A 22,239-nucleotide genomic window follows, 5' to 3' on the forward strand; every position below is an offset into this window, starting at 1 on the left:
CGCCGCCCGGCGCGTCAATATACAGAAGCAACGTCCAATTTCCATGCTCGCAGGACAGCAATAATGCCGCGCACCCTCGATATCCAGATGAATTCCTTTCCGATTGCCGGGGCCTTCACCATCTCGCGCGGGGCTAAGACCGAGGCCGAGGTCATCACCTGCGCGCTCACGGAAGACGGCGCTCACGGGCATGGCGAATGCGTGCCCTATCGCCGCTACGGCGAGACCATGGAGAGCGTTTTCGCCCAGATCGAGGCCACGCGCCCGCTGATCGAATCCGGCATCTCGCGCGACGATCTCCTGTCGGCGATGCCGCCGGGTGCGGCCCGCAACGCCGTCGATTGCGCCCTTTGGGATCTCGAAGCGAAACGGACACGCCAAACCGTCGCCGCCCGCCTCGGCCTTACTGCGCTCAAACCGCTCACGACAGCCTACACCATCTCGCTCGGCGAGCCGGAGGTGATGGCTGCGCAGGCGCGCGAACATGCCGGCCGTCCGCTGCTGAAGGTCAAGGTCGGAACCGGCGACGATGAAAGCCGCATCCGGGCCGTTCGCGCGGCCGCGCCCGATGCGGCGATCATTCTCGACGCCAACGAGGGCTGGCCCGAGGCGGTGCTGGAACGTCATCTCCATATTGCCGCCGAGGCCGGTGTCGTCCTCGTCGAGCAGCCGTTGCCGGCCGGCCGCGATGCGCTGCTTGCCGAAATCCGCCGCCCGCTCCTCGTCTGCGCCGACGAGAGCGTCCACCACACCGGCGATCTCGCAAGCCTTGCCGACCGCTACGATGCAATCAACATCAAGCTCGACAAGACGGGCGGCTTGACGGAGGCCCTGGCGATGAAGGCGGAAGCCGAGCGGCTCGGCTTTTCCATCATGATCGGCTGCATGGTCGGCACGTCGCTTGCCATGGCGCCGGCCGTACTGCTCGCCCAGGACGCCGATTTCGTCGATCTTGACGGCCCGCTGCTGCTGGCCCGCGACCGCGAGCCCGGTCTGCGCTACGCCGCTTCCCTGGTCTTTCCGCCGGAAAGCGCCCTCTGGGGCTGAAGGTAATAGGCCGATATGACGAGCCCGAGGCCGCAGAGCGCGACCAGCGCCATGACGTAATAGCTGACGATGCCGAGCCAGGCGTAGAGATAACCCGACGCGATGGTCATCAGCCCCATCGCCATGCCGACATAGAAGAAATAGGCGCCCTGCGCCGAGGATTCCTGCGTCTCCTGCACAGTCGCCACGATCCGCCGCTGCACGCCCGTATGGACGAAGGCATAGGTGAAGCCGTGGAAACACTGCAGCAGGAAGAATCCGGCAAAGCCCGTATTCATGGGAAACAGAATCCAACGGCAGACGCTGACGGCGCAGCCGAAGCGGATCAGCGTCCAGGCATCGAAGCGCCGGTTGAGGCGCTTCGACAGGAAGAAAACCGTCACCTCCGACGCCACGCCGGCGCTCCAGAGCAGGCCGACCTCAGTGCCGGAAAAGCCGAGCTGATGCCAATAGATCGAGGAGAAAGCATTGAGCACCGCATGGCTCGACTGCTGGATGGCGACACCGATCAGGAGCAGCAGCAAATGCGGCTCGCGCAGGCCGCTGCCGGTGGCGGCGGGAAGGTCGATCGGCTCGCCGCGCCGCCGCGTCGGCCCGATCCGCGGACAGAAGATCGCCATGACGACGGTCATGGTAAAGCCGAACACCATGACGACGAGCACCATGCCGCCGCCCCACCGGCTGATCAGCTGGCCCCCGACCAAGGTCGAAACGATGAAGGCGATCGAGCCCCACACGCGCATCGATCCATAATCCAGCCCCCAGCGGCGTACACCCGAAATGACGATCGATTCGACGACGGGCAAATAGGGCGCGAAGGTGGCGCCTTGCAGCGCGAAGACGATCGTCACCGGCCAGAAGCTGGTCGTCCAGTAGAGCGCGACCGCCGTCAGCAGCGACAGGCCGCCAGACCAGAGAAGAACATCGGCGCGCTCCTTCAGGCGGTCGGCAATCATGGCGACGACAGGCGCCACCAGCACGCGGACGACCATCGGTATGGCAAGGATGATGCCGATCTCATGATCGCTGAAACTGTGGGTTTCGAGCCATACGGGGAAGAACGGCAGGACGACGCCGTTGACCAGCAGCGGCGCGCAATAGGAAAGCGCGCTGAGCAGCCGGAAGCGCGGCGGCGCTCCCTCACCAGGGGCATGTTGAGCGGGAATCATGGATAGACCTGAAGGAAACTTGACCTTGTCCTAACACACCACCCGGAGGGCGACTATTGCGAGAAATAGCCGTCCTGAAACGTTTTAGAAAATAAATAGGGCCTGTCACCGCGCGGTAACGGCTAAATTTCTGGGGGCCGCCGCGGATGCGGCGACACCAAAATCAAGCAGCCTGCGGGGCCAGTTCGCCTTCGCCGTGCATCTCGATGGCAGCAAGCGCCGGCACGGCGCTGGCGAGCGTCCGCCAGGTGATCAGTTCGAAGGTGCCGTCCTCATGCTCGGCCACCGCCGTGCAGCTTTCCACCCAATCGCCGGTGTTGATGTAGCGGATGCCTTCCATGTCCTGAATGACGGCGTGATGGATATGGCCGCAGATCACGCCGTCGGCGCCGCTCTTGCGGGCCTCTTCGGCCACGACGCGCTCGAACTCACCGATGAAATTGACCGCATGCTTAACCTGCAGCTTCGCCCAGGCCGAAAACGACCAGTAGGGCATGCCGAGACGGCGGCGCACGGCCGCCAGAAGAATGTTGATGCGGATCGCCGTATCGTAAGCCCAGTCGCCGAGATAGGCGAGCAAGCGGGCGTTGCGGACGACGACGTCGAATTCGTCGCCGTGCAGGATCAGGTATTTCTTGCCGTCAGCGCCGTCATGCATCATGCGCTCGACGACTTCGATGCCGCCGAAATGCATGCCCGGGAAGTCGCGCAGGAATTCGTCGTGATTGCCGGGAATGTAGACGACGCGTGTCCCCTTGCGCGCCTTGCGCAGCAGCTTCTGGACGACGTCGTTGCAGACCTGCGGCCAATACCAGCTGCGTTTCAGCCGCCAGCCGTCGACGATGTCGCCGACGAGCACGATCGTATCGGCTTCGTGGTAGCGCAGGAAATCCAGCAGGAAATCAGCCTTCGCGGCCTTTGAGCCGAGATGGACATCGGAAATGAAGAGCGTGCGGAAATGTCTGGGTTCCATCATGTCTGTCACGAACAATGCTCGTGCCCCATCTTTCATCTAGCCTTCCAAAACCAGACTCGTGTTTCAGGAAGATGACAAGCTGGGGAAAAGCCCTGCAAACCCGTTCATTGCGCACGGGCGCGATGATCCGCATCCGCATGTTGCCCTGTGCAGGGAGCGCGTTCATGATGCCGGCGATTCCATATCCGACAAAGCGGGATGGCCGATGCGTCTCTTTCTCGTTCGCCACGGCGAATCTCTCGGCAACATCAACGAACGGGCCTATCGCCAATTCGGCGATCACAATGTACCGCTGACGGAGTGGGGCTATCGTCAGGCAGCGGAGGCGGGCAGCGTCATCGCCTCATACCTGCAGGGATTGCCGAGCCAGGGGTTCCGGAGGCTGCACATCTGGTATTCGCCGTTTCTGAGGACGCGGCAGAGCAAGGATGCGCTGCTCGAAGCGCTGCCGGAAAGCTTCGTCGGCGATGTCAGGGAGGATTATCTGCTGCGCGAGCAGGATTTCGGCCTCTTCACCGAAATCTACGACCATGCCGAGCAGAAGCAGAAATTCCCCGAGGAATTCGAAAAATGGGCGAGGCTGCGCAACAACAGCGGCAAGTTCTATGCCCGCCCGCCGGATGGCGAAAGTCGGGCGGATGTGGCGCAGCGCGTGCGCCTGTTCCTCCAGACCGTCATGCACGAAGCCGAAAACGGTGACCACAACGTCGCAATCGTCGGCCACGGCGTTACCAACCGGGCGCTCGAAATGAATTTCCTGCACCACTCCGTCGAATGGTTCGAGCGCTCCGACAATCCCGGAAATGCCGACATCACGCTGATCGAGGGAACGCGCTCGCAAGGCTACGGCACGACCCTGCTCCACCAGGCCACCGACCGGCAGCCCGCCCAGGAAAGCCAGTTGCGCGATGCTTATGGCGCTGATGTGACGATTACGCCGAAGGCCGGTATATAGACCCCTCCCCACAAGGGGGAGGGACTACCCCGGGGCACCGCCTCGCTCCTCCCGAAATGTCGAAGATTTAGAAAGCCGGTGCGACAAGTTAAGTCCCTCCCCCTTGTGGGGGTCCGGAGGACGGGTTTGGGGCGGTGTCTTCTATTGAACGCTTCATCTCTTCAAGCAGGCCGCACCGCCGCCATCGGCTTCACGTTCTGGTTCATCCGAAACAGATTGTTCGGATCGTAGCGCAGTTTGATTTCGGCAAGCCGGGCGTAATTGGCGCCGTAAGCCATTTCGACGCGATCGGTCTCATCCTCCGGCATGAAGTTGATATAGGCAGTGCCCACGGCATGCGGCTTGGTTGCCTCGAAGAGCTCTCGCGCCCAGCCGATGCAGCTTGCGTCCATCCCGGTCTCGCGCCAGCGCGCATGCACGTTCATGACGAAATGCGAGCTGCGCTGCGGAAAGGCGGTCGCTTCAGTCGGAACCCGGCCGGCGGCCCCGCCGACATGGCCGATGAATATTTCGCATTCCGGCCCCGGCAGTTTCCGCACCGCATTGAGAAGAATCTCGATCGCCGCATCGGAGAGCGAGGCGAAATCCTGGCTCTTCCAGTAATTGCGCGCGCCGGGTGTCAGAAGCGGGTCGAATGCCTGCTGCCAGCCGATGAACGGCATCGGGCCGACGATGTCGGCAATCGGCTTTCCGATCCCGCGCAATCTGGCAGCGGCCTTTTCACCCGCCGCCATGTCTCCGCAATAGCACATGGCGAGCACCACGATCTCCTTGCCGTGCCATTCGGCCGGCAGGAACGGCAGCGGCGGCGCCTGGCGCATCACCACCCAGCAGGTCAGCTCGTCAGGTGCGGCTTCCAGCGCCTGCCGATATTCCCTCAGCACCTTTTCCGCGTCGGCGAAGGGATGCACGACCAGCCCCGCGAACACCTCGGGATGGAGCGGGTTGAGCTGGAATTCAAAGGACGTCACGACACCGAAATTGCCGCCGCCGCCGCGCAGCGCCCAGAAGAGGTCTGGCCTTTCCGTCTCGCTCGCCTTGACCAGCTCACCATCGGCCGTCACTACGTCAACCGAAATCAGATTGTCGAGCGTCAGCCCGAATTTGCGGGTCAACCAGCCGAAACCGCCGCCGAGCGTAAGGCCGGCAATGCCGGTCGTGGAATTGATGCCGGTCGGCAGTACCAGCCCGAATGCCTGCGTTTCCTTGTCGACGTCGCCGAGGGTGGCACCCGGCTCGATCCTGGCGCGGCGCATCTCGGGATCTACCCGCACCGATTTCATCGGCGACAGATCGATGACGACACCACCCTCGCAGACGGCGTTGCCGGCAATGCCGTGCCCGCCGCCGCGCACCGAAACGAGCAGATTGTTATCGCGCGCAAAAAGCACCGCGCGCATGACATCAGCCGCCCCCGCGCAACGCGCAATCAGGCCCGGCTGGCGATCGATCATCGCGTTCCAGATCGCCCGCGCCTCGTTGTAATCCATGTCCTTGCTGGTCAGGAGACTGCCGCGAAACCCGGCGGCAAAAGCATCCATGGCCACGTCATTGACCATCGTCTGCCCCCGTTGCAGGGTCGTCAGGTTCAAATTGTCCATGATTTCCTCCATACGACCGGCGCCCCGCACCGTCGCGGCCCGCATCTTGCGCTTGCGAGGAGCGTCAAACAAGTTTTCCAAAAGGATTAGTACCGGCGATGACGGTACCTCATGCCTACCTCCAACGCCGTGTGGCACTCGCTCTCGACGAAAACTTCTCCCAGTCCTCATTTCCATACTGTCGCCCGTATCCGATTGATGTATGGAGGGAACTCCAGAAAAAGACGTGCACGGAGGCGGCAATGGATCACCAGGATAAATCCAAGACGGACAAGAACCTGCCGGGCGGCGATCTCGACGAGCAGGCGCTCTTCTTCCATCGCTATCCCCGCCCCGGCAAGCTGGAAATCCAGGCGACCAAGCCGCTCGGCAACCAGCGCGACCTCGCGCTCGCCTATTCGCCCGGTGTCGCCGCCCCCTGCCTTGCCATCCGCGACAACCCGGAAATGGCGGCCGAATATACCTCGCGCGCCAATCTCGTCGCCGTGATTTCCAATGGCACCGCCGTTCTCGGCCTCGGCAACATCGGCCCGCTGGCGTCGAAGCCGGTCATGGAGGGCAAGGCCGTGCTCTTCAAGAAATTCGCCGGCATCGACGTTTTCGACATCGAGATCGACGCCGCGAGCGTCGAACAGATGGTCTCGACCGTTTCCTCGCTGGAGCCGACCTTCGGCGGCATCAACCTCGAAGACATCAAGGCGCCGGAATGTTTCGAGGTCGAGCGTCGCCTGCGCGAGAAGATGAAAATCCCCGTCTTCCACGACGACCAGCACGGCACGGCGATCATCGTCGCCGCAGCCATCCTGAACGGTCTGGAACTCGCCGGCAAGGCCATCGACAGCGTCAAGATCGTCGCCTCCGGCGCCGGTGCTGCCGCCCTTGCCTGCCTCAACCTGCTGGTGACGCTGGGCGCCAAGCGCGAAAACATCTGGGTCCACGATATCGAAGGCCTCGTCTATGAGGGCCGCACCGAACTGATGGACGAATGGAAGTCCGTCTATGCCCAGAAGAGCGACACCCGCACGCTCGCCGAAAACATCGGCGGCGCCGATGTCTTCCTCGGTCTCTCGGCCGCCGGAGTGCTGAAGCCCGAGCTCTTGGCGCAGATGGCCGATAAGCCGCTGATCATGGCGCTCGCCAATCCGACGCCCGAGATCATGCCGGATCTCGCCCGCGCCGCCCGCCCCGATGCGATGATCTGCACCGGCCGCTCGGATTTCGCCAACCAGGTCAACAACGTCCTCTGCTTCCCCTATATCTTCCGCGGCGCGCTCGATTGCGGCGCCGAGACGATCAACGAGGAAATGAAGATGGCGGCCGTGCGCGCCATCGCAGCCCTTGCCCGCGAAGAGCCCTCCGATGTCGCCGCCCGCGCCTATTCCGGCGAGACCCCGGTCTTCGGCCCCGATTACCTGATCCCCTCGCCCTTCGATCCGCGCCTCATCCTGCGCATCGCGCCTGCTGTCGCCAAAGCCGCCGAACAAAGCGGCGTCGCGCGCCGTCCGATCCAGGATTTCGATGCCTATCTCGACCAGTTGAACCGTTTCGTCTTCCGCTCCGGCTTCGTGATGAAGCCGATCTTCACCGCGGCAAAGACGGCGGAGCGCAAGCGCGTCATCTTCTCCGAAGGCGAGGATGAGCGCGTGCTGCGCGCCGCCCAGGTACTGCTCGAGGAAGGCTTGGCCAAACCGATCCTGATCGGCCGCCCGCAGGTCATCGAGACGCGTCTCAAGCGTTATGGCTTGCGCATCCGCCCGCTGCAGGATTTCGAGGTCATCAATCCGGAAGACGATCCGCGCTTCCGCGAATATGTCGATCTCTATTTCTCGCTCGTCGGCCGCCGTGGCGTCATCCCGGAAGCGGCCCGCACCATCGTGCGCACCAACACCACCGTCATCGGTGCGCTGGCGCTGCGGCGCGGCGAGGCCGATGCGCTGATCTGCGGCCTCGAAGGCCGTTATGAAAAGCACCTGCGCGACGTGCGCCAAATCATCGGCAAGCGCAAGGATGTCCGCGATTTCTCGGCGCTGAGCCTGATGATCTCGCAGCGCGGCGCAACCTTCTTCACCGACACCTACGTCACCTTCAATCCGAGCGCCGAAGAGATCGCCGAGGCGACCGTCATGGCAGCCGAGGAAATCCGCCGCTTCGGCATCACGCCGCGCGCTGCCCTCGTCTCGCATTCCAACTTCGGCTCGCGCGAGTCCGAAAGCGCGACGAAGATGCGCAACGCCCTGCAGCTCGTGCGCGACGCCGCCCCGGATCTCGAAGTCGATGGTGAAATGCACGGCGAAAGCGCCATCACCGAAGCACTCCGCAAGCGAGTCATGCCGCATACGACGCTGCATGACGAGGCGAACCTGCTCGTCTTCCCGAACCTCGATGCCGCCAACATCACGCTCGGCGTTGTGAAGTCGATGACCGACGGCCTGCATGTCGGCCCGATCCTGCTCGGCGCTGCCATGCCCGCCCACATTCTCGCCCCCTCGGTGACGTCCCGCGGCGTCGTCAATATGGCGGCATTGGCCGTCGTCGAGGCATCGCAGCCGGCATAAGCCGGCTGCCGGCGAAATTGAACCTACAGATGCTGAGGGACTTTAGCCTTCAGCAGCTGGATGAGCGCAGGGTCCATGAAATCGTAATCATCTGGAATATGAAGGCATATCAGGCGCTTGCCTTTGAGAGCTGACCTGTACCTGTTCTGAAGTTTCGTACGGTGAGCTCTTTCCATGACGAACACGATATCAGCCCACTCGATCTGCTCGGCGGACAGCGGGTTTTCGGCATCATTGTTCGTGCCGGCCGAGGAGACCTCGATGCCTGGCCAGTCGGCGAAAACCTGTTCCGCAGTCGGACTGCGAAGCTTGTTCTGGCTGCATATGAATAGGACGTTTTTCACGTTTGGCTTCTCTGACGGTATATGTTTCGCGATAGCACAATTCCTGACGCAAGCGAAACCGAAGGCCGCCATCGCCTTTGCTGGAAAAAATCGCGAAAATGCGCTAAGAATTTAGCTCAGCTTCTTAAGAGAAACACGCTAAGAGAAACCACGCGGCGAAGTGACGTCGCATCGATCCTTCGACCGTGTGCTCATTCCGGGACGACGCCGTGAAACGCCGAAACCTGTCTCTTGTTCTTCTTCTTGCGTTGGCATCGCCCGCCGCCGCGCAGTCCGGCGCTATCTGCAACGACCTGCGCGGCCGCCTCGCCGACCTGCCGCGATCGATCGGCAACAACAATGGGCCGGAAGCGCGCCAATATGCCAGCGCCATGGCCGAGCAGAACCTCGAGCTGCGCAAGGTTCGCAACGATCTGCGCAGCTACGGCTGCACCTCGGGCAGCATGGTCGTGATCGGCGGCGAGAATGCCGATTATTGCGCCGAGCTCTCGCAGGCCGAAGCCCGGATGATCGACAATATCCGCTATCTCCAGGATCGCCGCGACGAGCTGCGCGGCCAAGGCGATGACGGCGCGCGCCGCGAACTGATGGCCGCTCTGGAGCGCAACGGCTGCAACAGCGAAAACTTCTATGCGCCCTCCGAACGCAGCGCCAACGATCCCGCCCCCAGCATCGAGGAGCAGGCAATGCGCGGCGACACCTTCATTCCGCTCGGCGGCGGAGGAGAGATCGACCCGCGTTACGGCCTGCCGCAAGCCCAGATGCTTTCACCCGTCAGTACCATGTGCGTGCGCAGCTGCGACGGCGGCTTCTTTCCGATCAGCTCGAACGCCACGTCGGTCGATTTCGGCCGGGACGCCGAAACCTGCGCCAAGATGTGCCCCGGCATCGAGACCCAGCTCTTCTATCGCGACGTCAGGAGCACGGAAGCCTCGAACATGATCTCGGTGGCGACAGGCACGCCCTACAGCGCCATGAAGAACGCATTCGCCTATAAGAACCGCGCACCCGGCGAAAAAAACGCCTGCGCCTGCAATCTCACCGCCTACTACAATGAGATGCGCGGCAAGCAGGCTCTGAGCCAACCGCCGCAGCAGGGTTCGATCACCACCATCCATACCAATCCGCCGGCAAAGGATGCCGCGGTAGCGCCGCCGCCGCAGCAGCCATCCGTTCCGGAACGTCCTTACGATCCCACGCAGAACAAGGTCCGCCAGGTCGGCCCGCAATTCCTGGCCGGCGACCAGGGCTCGATCGACCTTGCCAATCCGGCAAACCCCGGCCCGCAGCCCCAGCAGCAATGATTGCGACGCTGATCAGCGCTCACTCCGCCCCCATTCATCGTGAAAGACCAGTTCTTCGAGCGGCATCCTTTGCCGCCAGCCTTTGACCGCGAGTTCGGGCTCGTCATAGAGCCGGTCGACGAAGCCGGCGCAAAGCCAGGCGACCACCTCGATATGATCGGGTATGCCGAGAATGGCTTTCAGATCGTCTTCGCGAAAAATGCTGACCCAGCCGATGCCGATGCCTTCGGCGCGGGCCGCAAGCCAGAGGTTCTGGATCGCGCAGACTGTGGAATAGCTATCCATCCTGGGATTGTGCGTGCGCCCAAGCACCACGCTGCCGCTGCGCGTGGGATCGCAGGTCACGCATATGCCGAGCGGCGCCTCGACGATCCCTTCGAGCTTCAGCGAGCGGTATGCCTGCCGCCGCTCGCCTTCGAACATCAGCGCCGCCTCCTCGTTCGCCTTCACGAAGGCATCGCGCACCTCAGCCCTCACCTCGGCGCTTCGAACCAGAACGAAGTTCCACGGCTGCATGAAGCCGACGGAAGGCGCGTGATGGGCAGCCGTCAGCAGCCGCTCCACGACATCGTCAGGCAAGGGATCGGGCAGAAACTGGCTGCGAACGTCCCGCCGCGTCATGATCGCGTGATAGACGGCCTCGCGTTCGGCCATGGAAAAACCGGATGCCGCTGACAGGGCATCCTCGTCAAAGGGTCGCATCGTCAAATCCCCAACAACGCAACCGCCCGCCGTCCGCGCGGGTTGGGTCTATCTCGCCAGGCCGGTCTTCTGACTTGGCGTCATCCGTCTGCCGCAGCCTTCCCGGCGAAAACCAGTGGCGTGTTGAACGGCAGACGTCGGCCTTACAGCGTTGGGCACGTTCCGGCCTTGCACCGGATTCCCGATTCTCCCGCCTCGACGGCGGGCACCTGACGGCGCATCTATTTCAGGAAACGGGGGCTGCGGCAAGCCGAGCCGGATAATGCGCACCAAAGCCCTTTCACTTTATCATTTCTTTACAAAAAAAATACAGACTGCAATTGCGCGTTTTGGGTTGCAAGGAGGACATGGGCATGAGTGCTCATGCTGCGACCGCCGGCGTCGATGCCCGTGTTGATAGGCCAGTCGAGAGCAGCTCCGACTGCGCTGCGTTTCGAGGCCCCGCGGCATGTTCCATTTTCTAAAAACGATGCCTCTGACAGCCAAGCTGTCGGCAATCATCGTCGCCGTCAATCTCTGCGGCATCTCTGCTTTCGCCGCCTACACCTGGATGCATGAAACCCAGGCATTGATCGATAGCGCCAAAACGAACTGGTCCAAGGATGTGGAACAGTTCGCATCCGTGGCCGCCGGCGGCGTGAAATGGGGCAAGGCGAATGCCGTTAGAGAGGCCTATTCGCTCTACCGCGACGATCCCTCGCTCGACCTCGTGCAGTTTGCCGCTTTCAACGCGGATCTCGCCGCCGTCGATACCTGGACACGCGACGGCATCGGCGGCTTGCCTGCAACCGACGATTTGAAGAAGAGCCTCGGTGCCAAGCCGGAAAAAACGACGATCGACGACGGCGGAGTGTCGGCCGGTGTCGTCACGATCATCGCGCCCCTCCCGCTGGACAAGTCGGGCAAGGCCACCGGTTACATCGTGACGAACTGGTCCGTCGAGAAGATCGCTGCCGAAGTCCAGCAGAAAGTCTTCGTTTCGCTGATCACGCAATCGGTGATCACCGCCATGGCCGTCATCGCATTCCTTCTCGCCATGCGAAGCCTCGTCGGCCGCCCGCTCAGAATCCTCAGTGGAAGAATCAGCGCTCTGCAGAAAGGCGACCTGGCCTCTCCCGTCACCTATAGGGAAAATGGCGACGAAATCGGCTTCCTCGCGCGGGCGCTGGAGGTTTTCCGTGAGGAAGCGATTGTGAAGGTCGAAAGGGAACGGGCTGCTGCCGAGCAGAGCGCCTCTCTCGATGCCGAAAGGGCGCGCAACGCATCCTTGACGGAAGAGTCGAGCAACACCCAGCGGCTGGTAATGAACACGCTCGCCAATGCATTGGAACGGCTTGCCGCAGGTGACTTCTCCACGCGCCTCGCCGACCTCGGCCCCGAATTCGATAAATTGCGGCAGGATTTCAACCGCATGGTCGAAGCGGTCGCAGCCGCGCTGACCGAGATCAAGACCGCCTCCGTCGCAGTCGAAGGCGGCTCGAGCGAGCTGGCATCCTCCGCGGATCAGCTCGCGAAACGCACCGAGCAGCAGGCGGCAGCACTGGAAGAAACCGCGGCAGCGCTCGATGAGGTGACGACGACGGTCAGAACATCGTCGCAGCGGGCCGAAAGTGCCGGGCAGCTGGTCGAGGAGACGAAGCGCAGCGCGCATGTCTCGGCCACGGTGGTGCGTGATGCCATCGGAGCGATGGACCGGATACAGACCTCTTCCAGCCAGATCGGCCGCATCATCGGCGTCATCGACGAGATCGCCTTCCAGACCAACCTGCTGGCGCTGAACGCCGGCGTCGAGGCCGCGCGAGCCGGCGAGGCCGGTAAGGGCTTTGCGGTCGTCGCCCAGGAAGTGCGTGAACTCGCCCAGCGCTCGGCAAATGCCGCGAAGGAAATCAAGAACCTGATCAATGTATCGGGCGATGAGGTTGCAGCCGGCGTCGGACTGGTGAACCAAACCGGCGATGCCCTGCTGAAGATCGAGGAGCAGATCAACCGCATCAGCGACAGCATCGCCTCCATCGTCCAGTCCTATCGCGAGCAGGCGACAGGCCTGCAGGAGATCAACGGCGCGATCAACCAGATGGATCAGGCGACACAGCAGAACGCGGCAATGGTCGAAGAAACCAACGCGGCCTGCCAGGAACTGCTCACGCAGGGCCGCCTTCTGCAGGACTCGGCCGGCAGGTTCACCGTCGGCGCTTCTGCCGCCGGCCAGCCCAGACCTGCTCAACCCGTTCGCCAGCCTCGCCCCGAGCCAAGGAGCTTCACGCAGCGGCATGCAGGAAACGCCGCCGTTGCCGCTTCTCCCGGCGCCTGGGAAGAGTTCTGACGCCATCAGCCTTCAATAATGAATTCCTCAACAACCGATCATCAGGAAGGGAACAGAATATGAAAAGAGTTGTCACCGCATTGCTTATTGCCTGCAGCGCATCTGCCGTGCCCATGGGTGTCTCCATGGCGCAGGATGCCGCTCAGCTTGCCCCGATCGCCGACTACGTGAAGAGCGATGTCACGCCCTGGCTCAGCGATCCCGCCATCGTCGACGCCCTCAAGGCGCAGGACGCCACCAACGCCAACCTGAGCGCAGCCGATATCGACGCCCTCGACAAGAAGTGGCGCGCCGAAGTCGACGGCTCCGATCACTCGATGATCGACGGCGTGCTCGGCAATGCGCTGTCGAAATTCCTGCAGGAAAAGAAGGCTGCTTCCGGCGGCAAGATCACCGAGATCTTCGTCATGGATGCCAAGGGCCTGAATGTCGGCCAGAGCGACGTAACCTCCGATTACTGGCAGGGCGACGAAGCCAAGTTCCAGAAGTCCTTCGGCGCCGGCAAGGACGCCGTCTTCATCGACGAGATCGAGAAGGACGAATCGACCCAGACGCTGCAGTCGCAGGCGAGCGTGACGATCTCGGACGACAAGGGCACTCCGATCGGCGCCATCACCATCGGCGTGAACGTCGACGCCCTCTGATCTGCCAAGGCTGCAAGGCCTGAAAAGCACGTCGCATCGGAAAACCGATTGCGACGTGCATCATGGCCGCTGCCGATGCTCGATTTCAGGCTGCAGATTCCACGTGACAATGAGACGCCGCCACGCTACACACGGCGCATGTCGATCACTTCTGTCTACGCCTCGCGATTTTATTCGTACCGCTGCTCTCAGCGGATGCGGGTCCATGCGTAACTGAAGTCGACGCGACGACAACCCGAACAGCCGCTAGTCTACCTGGCGGCTTTTTTGTTTCCGCACGGTATGACCAAACAGGAGCCATGCCGTGTCCGATACTATCGATGATCTGCGTATCCTCGAGATCACCCCGCTCACCAAACCCGCCGATGTCATCGCGGAAATTCCCCGAACCGCTGCCGTCAGCCAGACCGTGACCAGCAACCGCAATGCGATCCACAAGATCCTTGAGGGCAAAGACGACCGCCTGATCGTCGTCATCGGCCCCTGCTCCATCCACGATCCGGTTGCCGCCCGCGAATATGCCGCGCGGCTGGCGGAACAGCGGCAGCGCTTCTCCGGCGACCTGGAAATCGTCATGCGCGTCTATTTCGAGAAGCCCCGCACCACCGTCGGCTGGAAGGGCCTGATGAACGACCCGCATCTCGACGGCAGCTACCGCATCGAGGAAGGGCTGCGGATCGCCAGGCGCCTTCTGCTCGACATCAATGCGATGGGCCTTCCCGCCGGCGTCGAATTCCTCGAGACGATCACGCCGCAATACATTGCCGATCTCGTCAGCTGGGGCGCGATCGGCGCCCGCACGACCGAAAGCCAGATCCATCGCCAGCTCGCCTCCGGCCTCTCCTGCCCGATCGGTTTCAAGAACGGCACCGATGGCAGCGCCCGCGTCGCGCTCGATGCGATCCTCGCCGCCTCGCAGCCGCATCACTTCCCCGCCGTCACCAAGGACGGCCAGGCGGCCATCGCCTCGACCAGAGGCAACGAGGACTGCCACATCATCCTGCGCGGCGGCAAGCGCCCGAATTATGAGGCGGCTGATGTCGAAGCGGTTGTCGGCGAAGCCGTCAAGCTTGGCGTCGATCCACGCATCCTCATCGACGCCAGCCATGCCAACAGCAGCAAGGACCCGATGAACCAGCCAAGGGTGGTCAAGGACGTCGCCGCACAGATCGCCGCGGGCAACCGCCACATCAAGGGCATGATGATCGAAAGCAACCTCATCGCCGGCCGCCAGGATCTCGTCCCCGGCAAGCCGCTGGTCTACGGCCAGTCCATCACCGACGGCTGCATCGACTGGGACATGTCTGTTGGCGTGCTGGAAGATCTGGCCAAAGCTGCCCGCGAGCGGCGCAAGGCAGCCGTCGCAGCCTGACAGACAGCATCAAGCGCGGCGGGCAGATATCCCGCCGCCCATTCACAGGTCAATCTTCGTCCAAAAGACGCTGGCCCTCATCGGTCAAGAAGCCGCCCATGTTGGCTCGATCGCCGGTGAGGGCTTTTCACGACGTGCGCCTGCGCAGGCACTTAGAGGCGACGACCATATTATAAGCGGTCACGGTTCGGATAGAGTCGAGATATTCATTCTCGTCATAAACGACGTCACTTAAAAACAAGAGCGCAATCTTGTCCTGTGACTGGAGCATAAGCTCCTCTTCCGGCGAAAGCGGCAGGTCATCGAAAAAGCTCATGGCATTATAATTCCTGAAGTACGTCTCGTTACCGCAAGCATATCTTATATCGTTCTGAATATAGAATTTGGCGATGGGAACCGCCATCTGATTTAGATTTTGAGACTCTTGGTATTTTCCGAACAACCGTAGGTATTCCACCGGAAACGCGGCAAAGAGTAAAATAGGACAGCAGGTTATGATGGCTAATGTCCCGAACAATGCAGCGCGCACGATCGACTTCCTTTAACCTCATTGGCGGGACCTATCTGCGCTCATTACCATATCAGATGGCGAAGCCCTATAGAGAACAACCTGTCCCCACCGCCCCATCATTATCTGACGCCTTGTGGCATGCTGGCGCATCAAGGCTGCTGCCACCGTGAAATGTCGATGGGGAATTTTGAGTAGTTACAATTGTTCAATGAATAGAAGGACATGTCGTCGTCTATTTTGTTGGCTGAAAGCTCCCACTCGAAGGTGTCTTGTCCACCCGTACCAGTTGCCAAAGACATTATTAATAGCTCAAGGAGCCTTTCTGAAGGAGGATACGCGATACCATACAATGTCGCCTCCTTGCCGATGAAGGTGCCTTTAATGACCTTCTCGATCTCTAGGTCGACCCGGATCACCCGTTTCGGATAATCTTTCGGTAGCAGCAATCCGGGATCTCCGATCGCGAGCGATTTCACACGTGCCGCGACCACGACCTTGGCTTTCGCCAACGTATTGTCACGGCACGGAGCCATTGCCGCTGCCATACCTGGGAAGCAAAGGATCAGGACAAGAATTATCTGCAGGCGCAGCCATGTGGCTAATGTTGAAGGCATCTTCGCGTTTCTCCAGCGCGGCCAATGCCTATTCCAGAAGGGTTGCGTCAGGCTTAAGACCACCACCGCCCCATCATCAAATGGCGGTGCGCCGCTCTCAAGATCTCGCCGGGAAATACCTGACATAGGCAAACTCGTCACCATCCGGTGACCAGCAGGGCACGTTGATCGTGCCCTGCCCGCCGAAAAGCTCGAACAGCGTCTTCAGATTGCCACCGTCCATATCCATCAGCCGCAGCCGCACGTCGAGGTCGCGCGGATGGTCGAAAACCGATGGGTCGTAGGACAGGATCAGCACCTTGTCATTCCTGGGTGACGGATGAGCGAACCAGTTCCCTTGATTATCCGAAGTCACCTGCTGGAGACCCGTGCCATCGGGGTGGATGCGCCAGATCTGCATCAGCCCGGTGCGGCTGGAGTTGAAATAGATCCATTGCCCGTCGGCGGAATAATCCGGCCCGTCGTTGCGGCCCTCGCCATGCGTCAGCCGCGTCTCGACGCCGCCGTCGACGGAGATCGTGTAGATATCGAAGAGGTCGTCGCGAATGCCGCAATAGGCGAGCTGGCGCCCGTCCGGCGACCAGCCGTGCCAGTAGGAGGGCTGGTTCTGGGTAACGAGCCGCGGCGTACCGCCCTCGATCGGCAGGATATAGATCGCCGACTTGCCGAATTCGGTCTTGTCGGAGATGACGATCTCGGTGCCGTCAGGCGAGATACCATGGTCATTGTTGCAGTTGACGGCAAAGCCGGTATCGACCTGAACCACCTCGCCGCCATCAAGCGGCAACCGGAAGAGCAGCCCGTCGCCGTTCAGCAGGAGATAGGAACCATCGGGCGAGAAGTTCGGCGCTTCCACCAGTCTGTCCGTCTGCCAGACCTCGCGCGCCCTGCCCGTCCTGACATTGTAGATCTCGACCGAGCTGCGCATATTGCCTCCCTGATATCCCGATTGCGTCAGCGATCCCGAAACCGGTTGGTGATGGGATAGCGCCTATCGCGACCGAAATTCTTCTTGGTGATCTTCACGCCCGGCGCCGATTGCCGGCGCTTGTATTCGGCAAGATAGAGCAGATGCTCGACCCGGTGAACCGTCGCCACGTCATGACCGCGCGCCACGATCTCCTCGACCGCCATTTCCTTTTCGACGAGGCATTCGAGGATATCGTCGAGCACGGGATAGGGCGGCAGCGAATCCTGGTCCTTCTGGTCGGGACGCAGCTCCGCGGACGGCGCCTTGTCGATGATATTCTGCGGGATCACCTCGCCCGACGGCCCGAGCGCAGTCGGCGGCACGTTTTCGTTGCGCCAGCGGGCCAGCGCATAGACCTGCATCTTGTAGAGGTCCTTGATCGGATTGAAGCCGCCGTTCATGTCACCATAGAGCGTGGCGTAGCCGACCGACATTTCCGACTTGTTGCCGGTCGTCACCACCATGGCGCCGAATTTGTTGGAGATCGCCATCAGGATGACGCCGCGCGCCCGGCTCTGCAGGTTCTCCTCCGTGATGCCGCTGTCCGTCCCCTCGAAGAGATCGGCAAGCGCGCTGCTGAATCCCGTCACCGGCTCCTCGATCGGTACGATATCGTAGCGGCAGCCGAGCGCCTTGGCGCAATCGGCCGCATCCTTCAGCGAATCCTCGGAGGTGTAGCGGTAGGGCAGCATGACGGTGCGCACCCGCTCCTCGCCCAGCGCATCGACGGCGATTGCCGCGCAGATCGCCGAGTCGATACCGCCGGAAAGGCCGAGGACCACGGTCTTGAAGCCGTTCTTGTTGACGTAGTCGCGAAAGCCGAGCAGGCAGGCGCGGTAATCGGCCTCTTCGCTTTCGGGGATATGCGCCATCGGCCCTTCGGCGCAGTGCCAGCCCGCGTCACCGCGCTTCCACGTCGTTACCGCCAGAGCGGTTTCGAACTGGCTCATCTGGAAGGCCAGCGATTTGTCGGCATTGAAGGCGAAGCTTGCCCCGTCGAAGACGAGCTCGTCCTGGCCGCCGAGCTGAGCGGCATAGATCAGCGGCAGGCCGGTCTCGATCACCTGCTTCAGCACCACCTGATGACGGATATCGACCTTGCCGCGATAATAGGGCGAACCGTTCGGCGACAGCAGGATCTCGGCCCCGCTTTCGGCCAGCGTCTCGCAGACGCCGAGCTCCCCCCAGATATCCTCGCAGATCGGAATGCCGAGCCTGATGCCGCGGAAATTCACCGGCCCAGGCATCGCACCCTGGTCGAAGACGCGCTTCTCGTCGAATTCGCCGTAGTTCGGCAGATCGACCTTGTCGCGCACCGCGATCACCTTGCCGCCGTCGAGCACGGCGACGGAATTGTAGCGCCCGCTCTCGTCCTGCCTGGGAAAACCGATGATGACGCCCGGCCCGCCATCGGCGGTATCGGCAGCAAGACTTTCGACCGCCTTCCAGCAGGCGCGGATGAAAGCCGGCTTCAGCACCAGATCCTCAGGCGGATAGCCGGAGATGAAGAGTTCCGTCAGGATCAGCAGATCGGCGCCTTCCCGAGCCGCATCGGCGCGCGCCTCGCGGGCTTTGACGAGATTGCCGGCGACATCGCCGACCGTCGGATTGAACTGGCCGACGGCGATGCGGAGGATATCAGAGAGAGCGTTTTCCTGTGTCATGTCATTTATTTAGCTCGCAGCTTCCGCAACGGCAACATGTTGCTCCGAAAGCGGCGCCCGGCAGTGACGAAATTTTTGTGAAGGATGCGCCAGAGCGCCGCGCCACTTGATACATTGCAATTTGCCGCCGGAGCGGAATACTGCGCCGAAAGCGACAGCACCGGAAACACGGCCATGAATACTCTTTCGAACTTCGTCCACCATCATTTCGACAAGCCGGCCGACGAGCTCGGCGCCATCGAAAAGCGCGTGTTGGCGAAAGCGCACGAACGCAAGATCATCTCCACCGACGTCAACGCCGCCTTCTCCGCCGAAGCCTCGTTCGGCCAGCGCGTCGCCGACGGCATCGCCCGCGTCGGCGGCTCCTGGTCCTTCATCATCGCCTTCCTGGTTTTCCTCGTCGCCTGGACGCTGATCAACACGGCGATCCTTATGAGCGAAGCCTTCGACCCCTATCCATTCGTCTTCCTGAACCTGATCCTGTCGATGCTCGCCGCCATCCAGGCGCCGATCATCATGATGTCGCAGAACCGCCAGGCCGAGCGCGACCGCTTCGAGGCCGCCAAGGATTACGAAGTCAATCTAAAGGCCGAACTCGAAGTGCTCTCGCTGCATCAGAAGATCGACGTGAGCGTGCTGACCGAACTGACGGCGCTGCGCGAAGACGTCGCCCGCCTCACCGCCGCGCTTGCGGCCAAGGGCTGACGCGAGGCATCCTCACATCAACCAGGCGGATACTTGTCATATTGCGGCAGGCCGTCTGATATCTCGTAGAAATCGCCCTTGTCGGCGCAGTAGATATGGTGGCTGAAGGCAAGGCCGCTCGGTTCGTCGAAAGTGCCCGCCATCACCGAGACTTCCGAGCGTCCGTCACCCTGCCAGAACAATGCCGAGCCGCAATTCGAGCAAAAGCCGCGCTGCGCCTCTTCGCTGGACCGATACCAGCGGATGGCCTCTGCGCCCTCGATCGAAAGAGAGGCACGCGGCACGTTGACCGCGGCATAGTAAAATCCCGTCTGCCGGCGGCATTGCGAGCAATGGCAGCCAACGACCGGTCCTGGCTTCGCCGCGATTGAATATCGCACGGCGCCGCAAAGGCAGCCGCCTGTGTGTTGTTCGCTCATGATCGACCTCTCCTCGCTCCTGGAGAAAGTGCGGCCACATGGCCCTGCCGTCAAATCCATTCCCCTGAACGATCGATCAGAAATCTTGAAGGTGCAGGCTCAAAATCGGCACTCGCCCAAGCGTGGCTGACGACCCTCGCTGTTGCCCATCGACAACACCGGCCCATCTCCTATCGTCAACGCGTTGAACCGAATGCCGTTCTCGGTGATACTATAGGCTCGATTTATTCAACCGCCGGGAGACTGACATGAGAGCGACCCTGTCCAGACAGAAAGGAAACATCGCCCACAAGGACATTCTGCTTCATGCACACTCCGTTCTCCCGCGCGAGGAAAAGCTCGCGACGCCATAACCTCTTTCTGAACTTCTTCCGCGACGATTGGAACGCCGCCGACCGCGAGCGGCGCCGATCGCGCATGCGCAAGTTCATCTCCTATTATCGTCCGCATCTGCCTTTGCTGGTGGCGGATCTGCTTTGCGCCATCCTCGTCGCCGGCACCGCCGTGGCGTTGCCGCTCTGCGCCAACATCGTCACGAGCCGGCTCCTCGTTCTGCCGGACGCCCCGCAGGCCTTCGCCCAGATCCTTGCCATGGGCGGCGTCATGCTGGCCGTTCTGGCGGTGCAGATAGCGGCGATCTTCTTCGTCGATTATCGCGGCCACGTCATGGGCGCCCGCATCGAGGCGACGGTGCGGCAGGAACTCTTCGAGCATTGCCAGAAGCTCTCCTTCAGCTTCTACGACCGCCAGCGCACCGGGCAGTTGATGAGCCGCATCACCAATGACTCGCTCTGGCTGGGCGAGCTCTTTCACCACGGCCCCGAGGATCTCTCCATCGCCGTTCTGAAATATGGCGGGGCCATGCTGGTCTTGTTCTTCATCGACCCGCTGCTGGCGACCCTCATCCTGCTGCTTACTCCGCTGGCGGTGGTCTATGCCCTCTATTTCAACCGGCGCATGAACCGCGCGCTCGAAGCCAGCAAGCGGCAGATCGCCGCCGTCAACGAGCGGGTCGAAGATGCGCTCGCCGGCATCCGTGTCGTCCAGTCCTTCGCCAACGAAGCACTGGAACGGCAGCGCTTTGCCGCGCAGAACCAGCGTTTCCTGCAAAGTCGCGCTGAAGGCTACCGCAGCGAGGCGTGGTTTTCGGTCGGCACCGAAACCTTCGCCCAGCTCGTCACCATATTGGTGATCATCGCAGGAGGCTTACGCATCCTGGCGGCGGAACTGACCGTCCCGGATATGCTGACTTTCCTGCTCTGCGTCGGCGTGCTGGTCGATCCCGTGCAGCGGCTCGCCAATTTCGTGCGCCTCTGGCAGGAGGGTTATACCGGCTTCGTCAGGGCCATGGAAATTCTGGAGATCGATCCCGATATCACCGATCGGCCGGACGCCCGTCCGATGCCGGCGCCGAGAGGCGAGATCAGTTTTTCCGACGTCGCCTTCGGTTACGAAGCCGATGGCCCGCGGGTGCTGGAGCGGCTTTCCCTCACCATCGCCCCTGGGGAGTTCGTTGCTCTCGTCGGTCCCTCCGGGGTCGGCAAGAGCACGCTCTGCGCGCTGATCCCGCGCTTCTACGATGTCGAGGCAGGCGCAATCCGCATCGACGGCACCGATGTAAGAGACGTCACGCTGGCTTCGCTCCGGCGCCGTGTCGGGGTGGTGCAGCAGGATGTCTATCTCTTTGCCGGCACCGTGGCGGAAAACCTGCGCTACGGCAGGCCGGACGCCAGCGATGCCGAGTTGGAAACGGCCGCCCGCGCCGCCAATGCGCACGACTTCATCATGGCCCTGCCCAATGGCTATGACACCGATATCGGCCAGCGCGGCGTCAAACTCTCCGGCGGCCAGCGCCAGCGCATCACCATCGCCCGCGCCTTCCTGAAAGATCCGGAAATCCTGATCTTCGACGAGGCGACCAGCGCGCTCGACAACGAGAGCGAACGGGCGGTGCAGCAGGCGCTGCTCAGTCTCGCCAACGGCCGCACCACCCTAGTCATCGCCCACCGCCTGTCCACCGTCCGCCATGCCGACCGCATCCTGGTCCTGACCGGCGATGGCATCGTCGAACAGGGCACGCATGACGATCTGATGACGCAAGGCGGCGTTTACGCCAGCTTGCACAGCGTTCAGGCCAGCATTTGAGTGCGTGATCGCCCCGCGAGCAACAAAAGAGCCTGGCATCGCGCCGGGCTGCTGACAAAGTCGGCCAACTCTTCTTTCGTCATGCTCGGCCTTGTGCCACTGGTGTCCGGTTTAAATTTGGTGGACAAGGCGCACGGTGTTGATTCTACTCGTATTCGGATGTTTGGCGACAATCCCGGACACGAAAGAGAGGCAACACCGTGCGGCACGAGAATAGCG

General features: G+C 61.9%; 20 protein-coding genes and 1 riboswitch. Of the genes, 10 read left to right on the forward strand and 10 right to left on the reverse strand.

The window, feature by feature from the left end; translation table 11 throughout:
• Positions 1-63: 63 nt before the first annotated feature.
• Positions 64-1,047: an N-acetyl-D-Glu racemase DgcA gene (gene dgcA / locus QD408_RS21130; protein WP_414140646.1), complete on the forward strand. Its 984-nt coding sequence runs from the start codon at positions 64-66 to the stop codon at positions 1,045-1,047.
• On the opposite strand, the gene QD408_RS21135 is transcribed toward dgcA, so the two are convergent.
• Both QD408_RS21135 and QD408_RS21140 read right to left on the reverse strand, forming a co-directional pair.
• Positions 999-2,216: an MFS transporter gene (locus tag QD408_RS21135; RefSeq protein WP_414140647.1), complete on the reverse strand. Its 1,218-nt coding sequence runs from the start codon at positions 2,214-2,216 to the stop codon at positions 999-1,001. The two genes, dgcA and QD408_RS21135, sit on opposite strands and share 49 nt — an antisense overlap.
• Positions 2,217-2,379: 163 nt before the next feature.
• Positions 2,380-3,192: a UDP-2,3-diacylglucosamine diphosphatase gene (locus QD408_RS21140; RefSeq protein ID WP_414140667.1), complete on the reverse strand. Its 813-nt coding sequence runs from the start codon at positions 3,190-3,192 to the stop codon at positions 2,380-2,382.
• Between the two features lie 205 nt (positions 3,193-3,397).
• On the opposite strand from QD408_RS21140, the gene QD408_RS21145 reads away from it, so the two are divergent.
• Entirely contained in the window at positions 3,398-4,147 is a 750-nt protein-coding gene (locus QD408_RS21145; RefSeq protein WP_414140648.1) for a histidine phosphatase family protein, read from the forward strand.
• A gap of 161 nt (positions 4,148-4,308) precedes the next feature.
• Here QD408_RS21145 and QD408_RS21150 read toward each other — a convergent pair whose 3' ends face one another.
• Positions 4,309-5,748, reverse strand: coding sequence for an FAD-binding oxidoreductase (locus QD408_RS21150; RefSeq protein ID WP_414140649.1), 1,440 nt, complete (start codon positions 5,746-5,748; stop codon positions 4,309-4,311).
• Between the two features lie 242 nt (positions 5,749-5,990).
• Here QD408_RS21150 and QD408_RS21155 point away from each other — a divergent pair, with 242 nt between their 5' ends.
• The gene (locus tag QD408_RS21155; RefSeq protein WP_414140650.1) at positions 5,991-8,303 is read left to right on the forward strand and encodes an NADP-dependent malic enzyme; all 2,313 of its coding nucleotides are present in this window, start codon (positions 5,991-5,993) and stop codon (positions 8,301-8,303) included.
• A 23-nt stretch (positions 8,304-8,326) separates the two neighbouring features.
• Here QD408_RS21155 and QD408_RS21160 read toward each other — a convergent pair whose 3' ends face one another.
• A complete protein-coding gene (locus QD408_RS21160) occupies positions 8,327-8,647 on the reverse strand; it encodes a low molecular weight protein tyrosine phosphatase family protein (protein ID WP_414140651.1) in 321 nt (106 codons plus the stop codon).
• A gap of 209 nt (positions 8,648-8,856) precedes the next feature.
• Between QD408_RS21160 and QD408_RS21165 the strand changes: the two genes are divergently transcribed.
• The gene (locus QD408_RS21165; protein WP_414140652.1) at positions 8,857-9,951 is read left to right on the forward strand and encodes a DUF2865 domain-containing protein; all 1,095 of its coding nucleotides are present in this window, start codon (positions 8,857-8,859) and stop codon (positions 9,949-9,951) included.
• Between the two features lie 12 nt (positions 9,952-9,963).
• Here QD408_RS21165 and bluB read toward each other — a convergent pair whose 3' ends face one another.
• Positions 9,964-10,653 (reverse strand): 5,6-dimethylbenzimidazole synthase, encoded by a 690-nt coding sequence (gene bluB, locus QD408_RS21170; protein WP_414140653.1) that lies wholly within the window; start codon positions 10,651-10,653, stop codon positions 9,964-9,966.
• Positions 10,654-10,694: 41 nt separating this feature from the next.
• A riboswitch (cobalamin riboswitch) is annotated at positions 10,695-10,881 on the reverse strand.
• A gap of 220 nt (positions 10,882-11,101) precedes the next feature.
• Between bluB and QD408_RS21175 the strand changes: the two genes are divergently transcribed.
• The 3 genes from QD408_RS21175 (at position 11,102) to QD408_RS21185 (ending at position 14,992) form a co-directional block, all read left to right on the forward strand.
• Complete coding sequence (locus QD408_RS21175; RefSeq protein ID WP_414140654.1) at positions 11,102-12,976, forward strand: methyl-accepting chemotaxis protein; 1,875 nt, start codon at positions 11,102-11,104, stop codon at positions 12,974-12,976.
• 59 nt (positions 12,977-13,035) lie between these two features.
• Positions 13,036-13,620: a hypothetical protein gene (locus QD408_RS21180; protein WP_088681155.1), complete on the forward strand. Its 585-nt coding sequence runs from the start codon at positions 13,036-13,038 to the stop codon at positions 13,618-13,620.
• 304 nt (positions 13,621-13,924) lie between these two features.
• Positions 13,925-14,992: a 3-deoxy-7-phosphoheptulonate synthase gene (locus tag QD408_RS21185; RefSeq protein ID WP_414140655.1), complete on the forward strand. Its 1,068-nt coding sequence runs from the start codon at positions 13,925-13,927 to the stop codon at positions 14,990-14,992.
• Positions 14,993-15,119: 127 nt separating this feature from the next.
• Here QD408_RS21185 and QD408_RS21190 read toward each other — a convergent pair whose 3' ends face one another.
• The 4 genes from QD408_RS21190 to QD408_RS21205 all read right to left on the reverse strand — a co-directional run bounded on the left by QD408_RS21190 (position 15,120) and on the right by QD408_RS21205 (position 18,751).
• Complete coding sequence (locus QD408_RS21190; RefSeq protein WP_414140656.1) at positions 15,120-15,521, reverse strand: hypothetical protein; 402 nt, start codon at positions 15,519-15,521, stop codon at positions 15,120-15,122.
• Between the two features lie 131 nt (positions 15,522-15,652).
• A complete protein-coding gene (locus QD408_RS21195; RefSeq protein WP_414140657.1) occupies positions 15,653-16,243 on the reverse strand; it encodes a hypothetical protein in 591 nt (196 codons plus the stop codon).
• Positions 16,215-17,045 carry a TolB family protein gene (locus QD408_RS21200; RefSeq protein WP_414140658.1) on the reverse strand — a complete coding sequence of 277 codons (831 nt, stop codon included), beginning with the start codon at positions 17,043-17,045 and terminating at the stop codon, positions 16,215-16,217. Before QD408_RS21200 ends, QD408_RS21195 begins: the two co-directional genes overlap by 29 nt.
• 26 nt (positions 17,046-17,071) lie before the next feature.
• Positions 17,072-18,751 (reverse strand): NAD+ synthase, encoded by a 1,680-nt coding sequence (locus QD408_RS21205; protein WP_414140659.1) that lies wholly within the window; start codon positions 18,749-18,751, stop codon positions 17,072-17,074.
• Positions 18,752-18,925: 174 nt separating this feature from the next.
• Between QD408_RS21205 and QD408_RS21210 the strand changes: the two genes are divergently transcribed.
• Positions 18,926-19,456 (forward strand): DUF1003 domain-containing protein, encoded by a 531-nt coding sequence (locus QD408_RS21210; RefSeq protein WP_414140660.1) that lies wholly within the window; start codon positions 18,926-18,928, stop codon positions 19,454-19,456.
• Positions 19,457-19,473: 17 nt separating this feature from the next.
• Here QD408_RS21210 and QD408_RS21215 read toward each other — a convergent pair whose 3' ends face one another.
• Positions 19,474-19,875 carry a GFA family protein gene (locus QD408_RS21215; protein ID WP_414140661.1) on the reverse strand — a complete coding sequence of 134 codons (402 nt, stop codon included), beginning with the start codon at positions 19,873-19,875 and terminating at the stop codon, positions 19,474-19,476.
• Positions 19,876-20,181: 306 nt separating this feature from the next.
• Between QD408_RS21215 and QD408_RS21220 the strand changes: the two genes are divergently transcribed.
• Positions 20,182-22,020, forward strand: coding sequence for an ABC transporter ATP-binding protein (locus QD408_RS21220; RefSeq protein WP_414140662.1), 1,839 nt, complete (start codon positions 20,182-20,184; stop codon positions 22,018-22,020).
• Positions 22,021-22,239, forward strand: a 219-nt coding sequence (locus QD408_RS21225; protein ID WP_414140663.1) for a hypothetical protein, incomplete at its 3' end; no start/stop codon positions are given.

The sequence above is a fragment of the Rhizobium sp. BR 249 genome (genome assembly GCF_047445895.1).
Classification (GTDB): Bacteria; Pseudomonadota; Alphaproteobacteria; order Rhizobiales; family Rhizobiaceae; genus Rhizobium.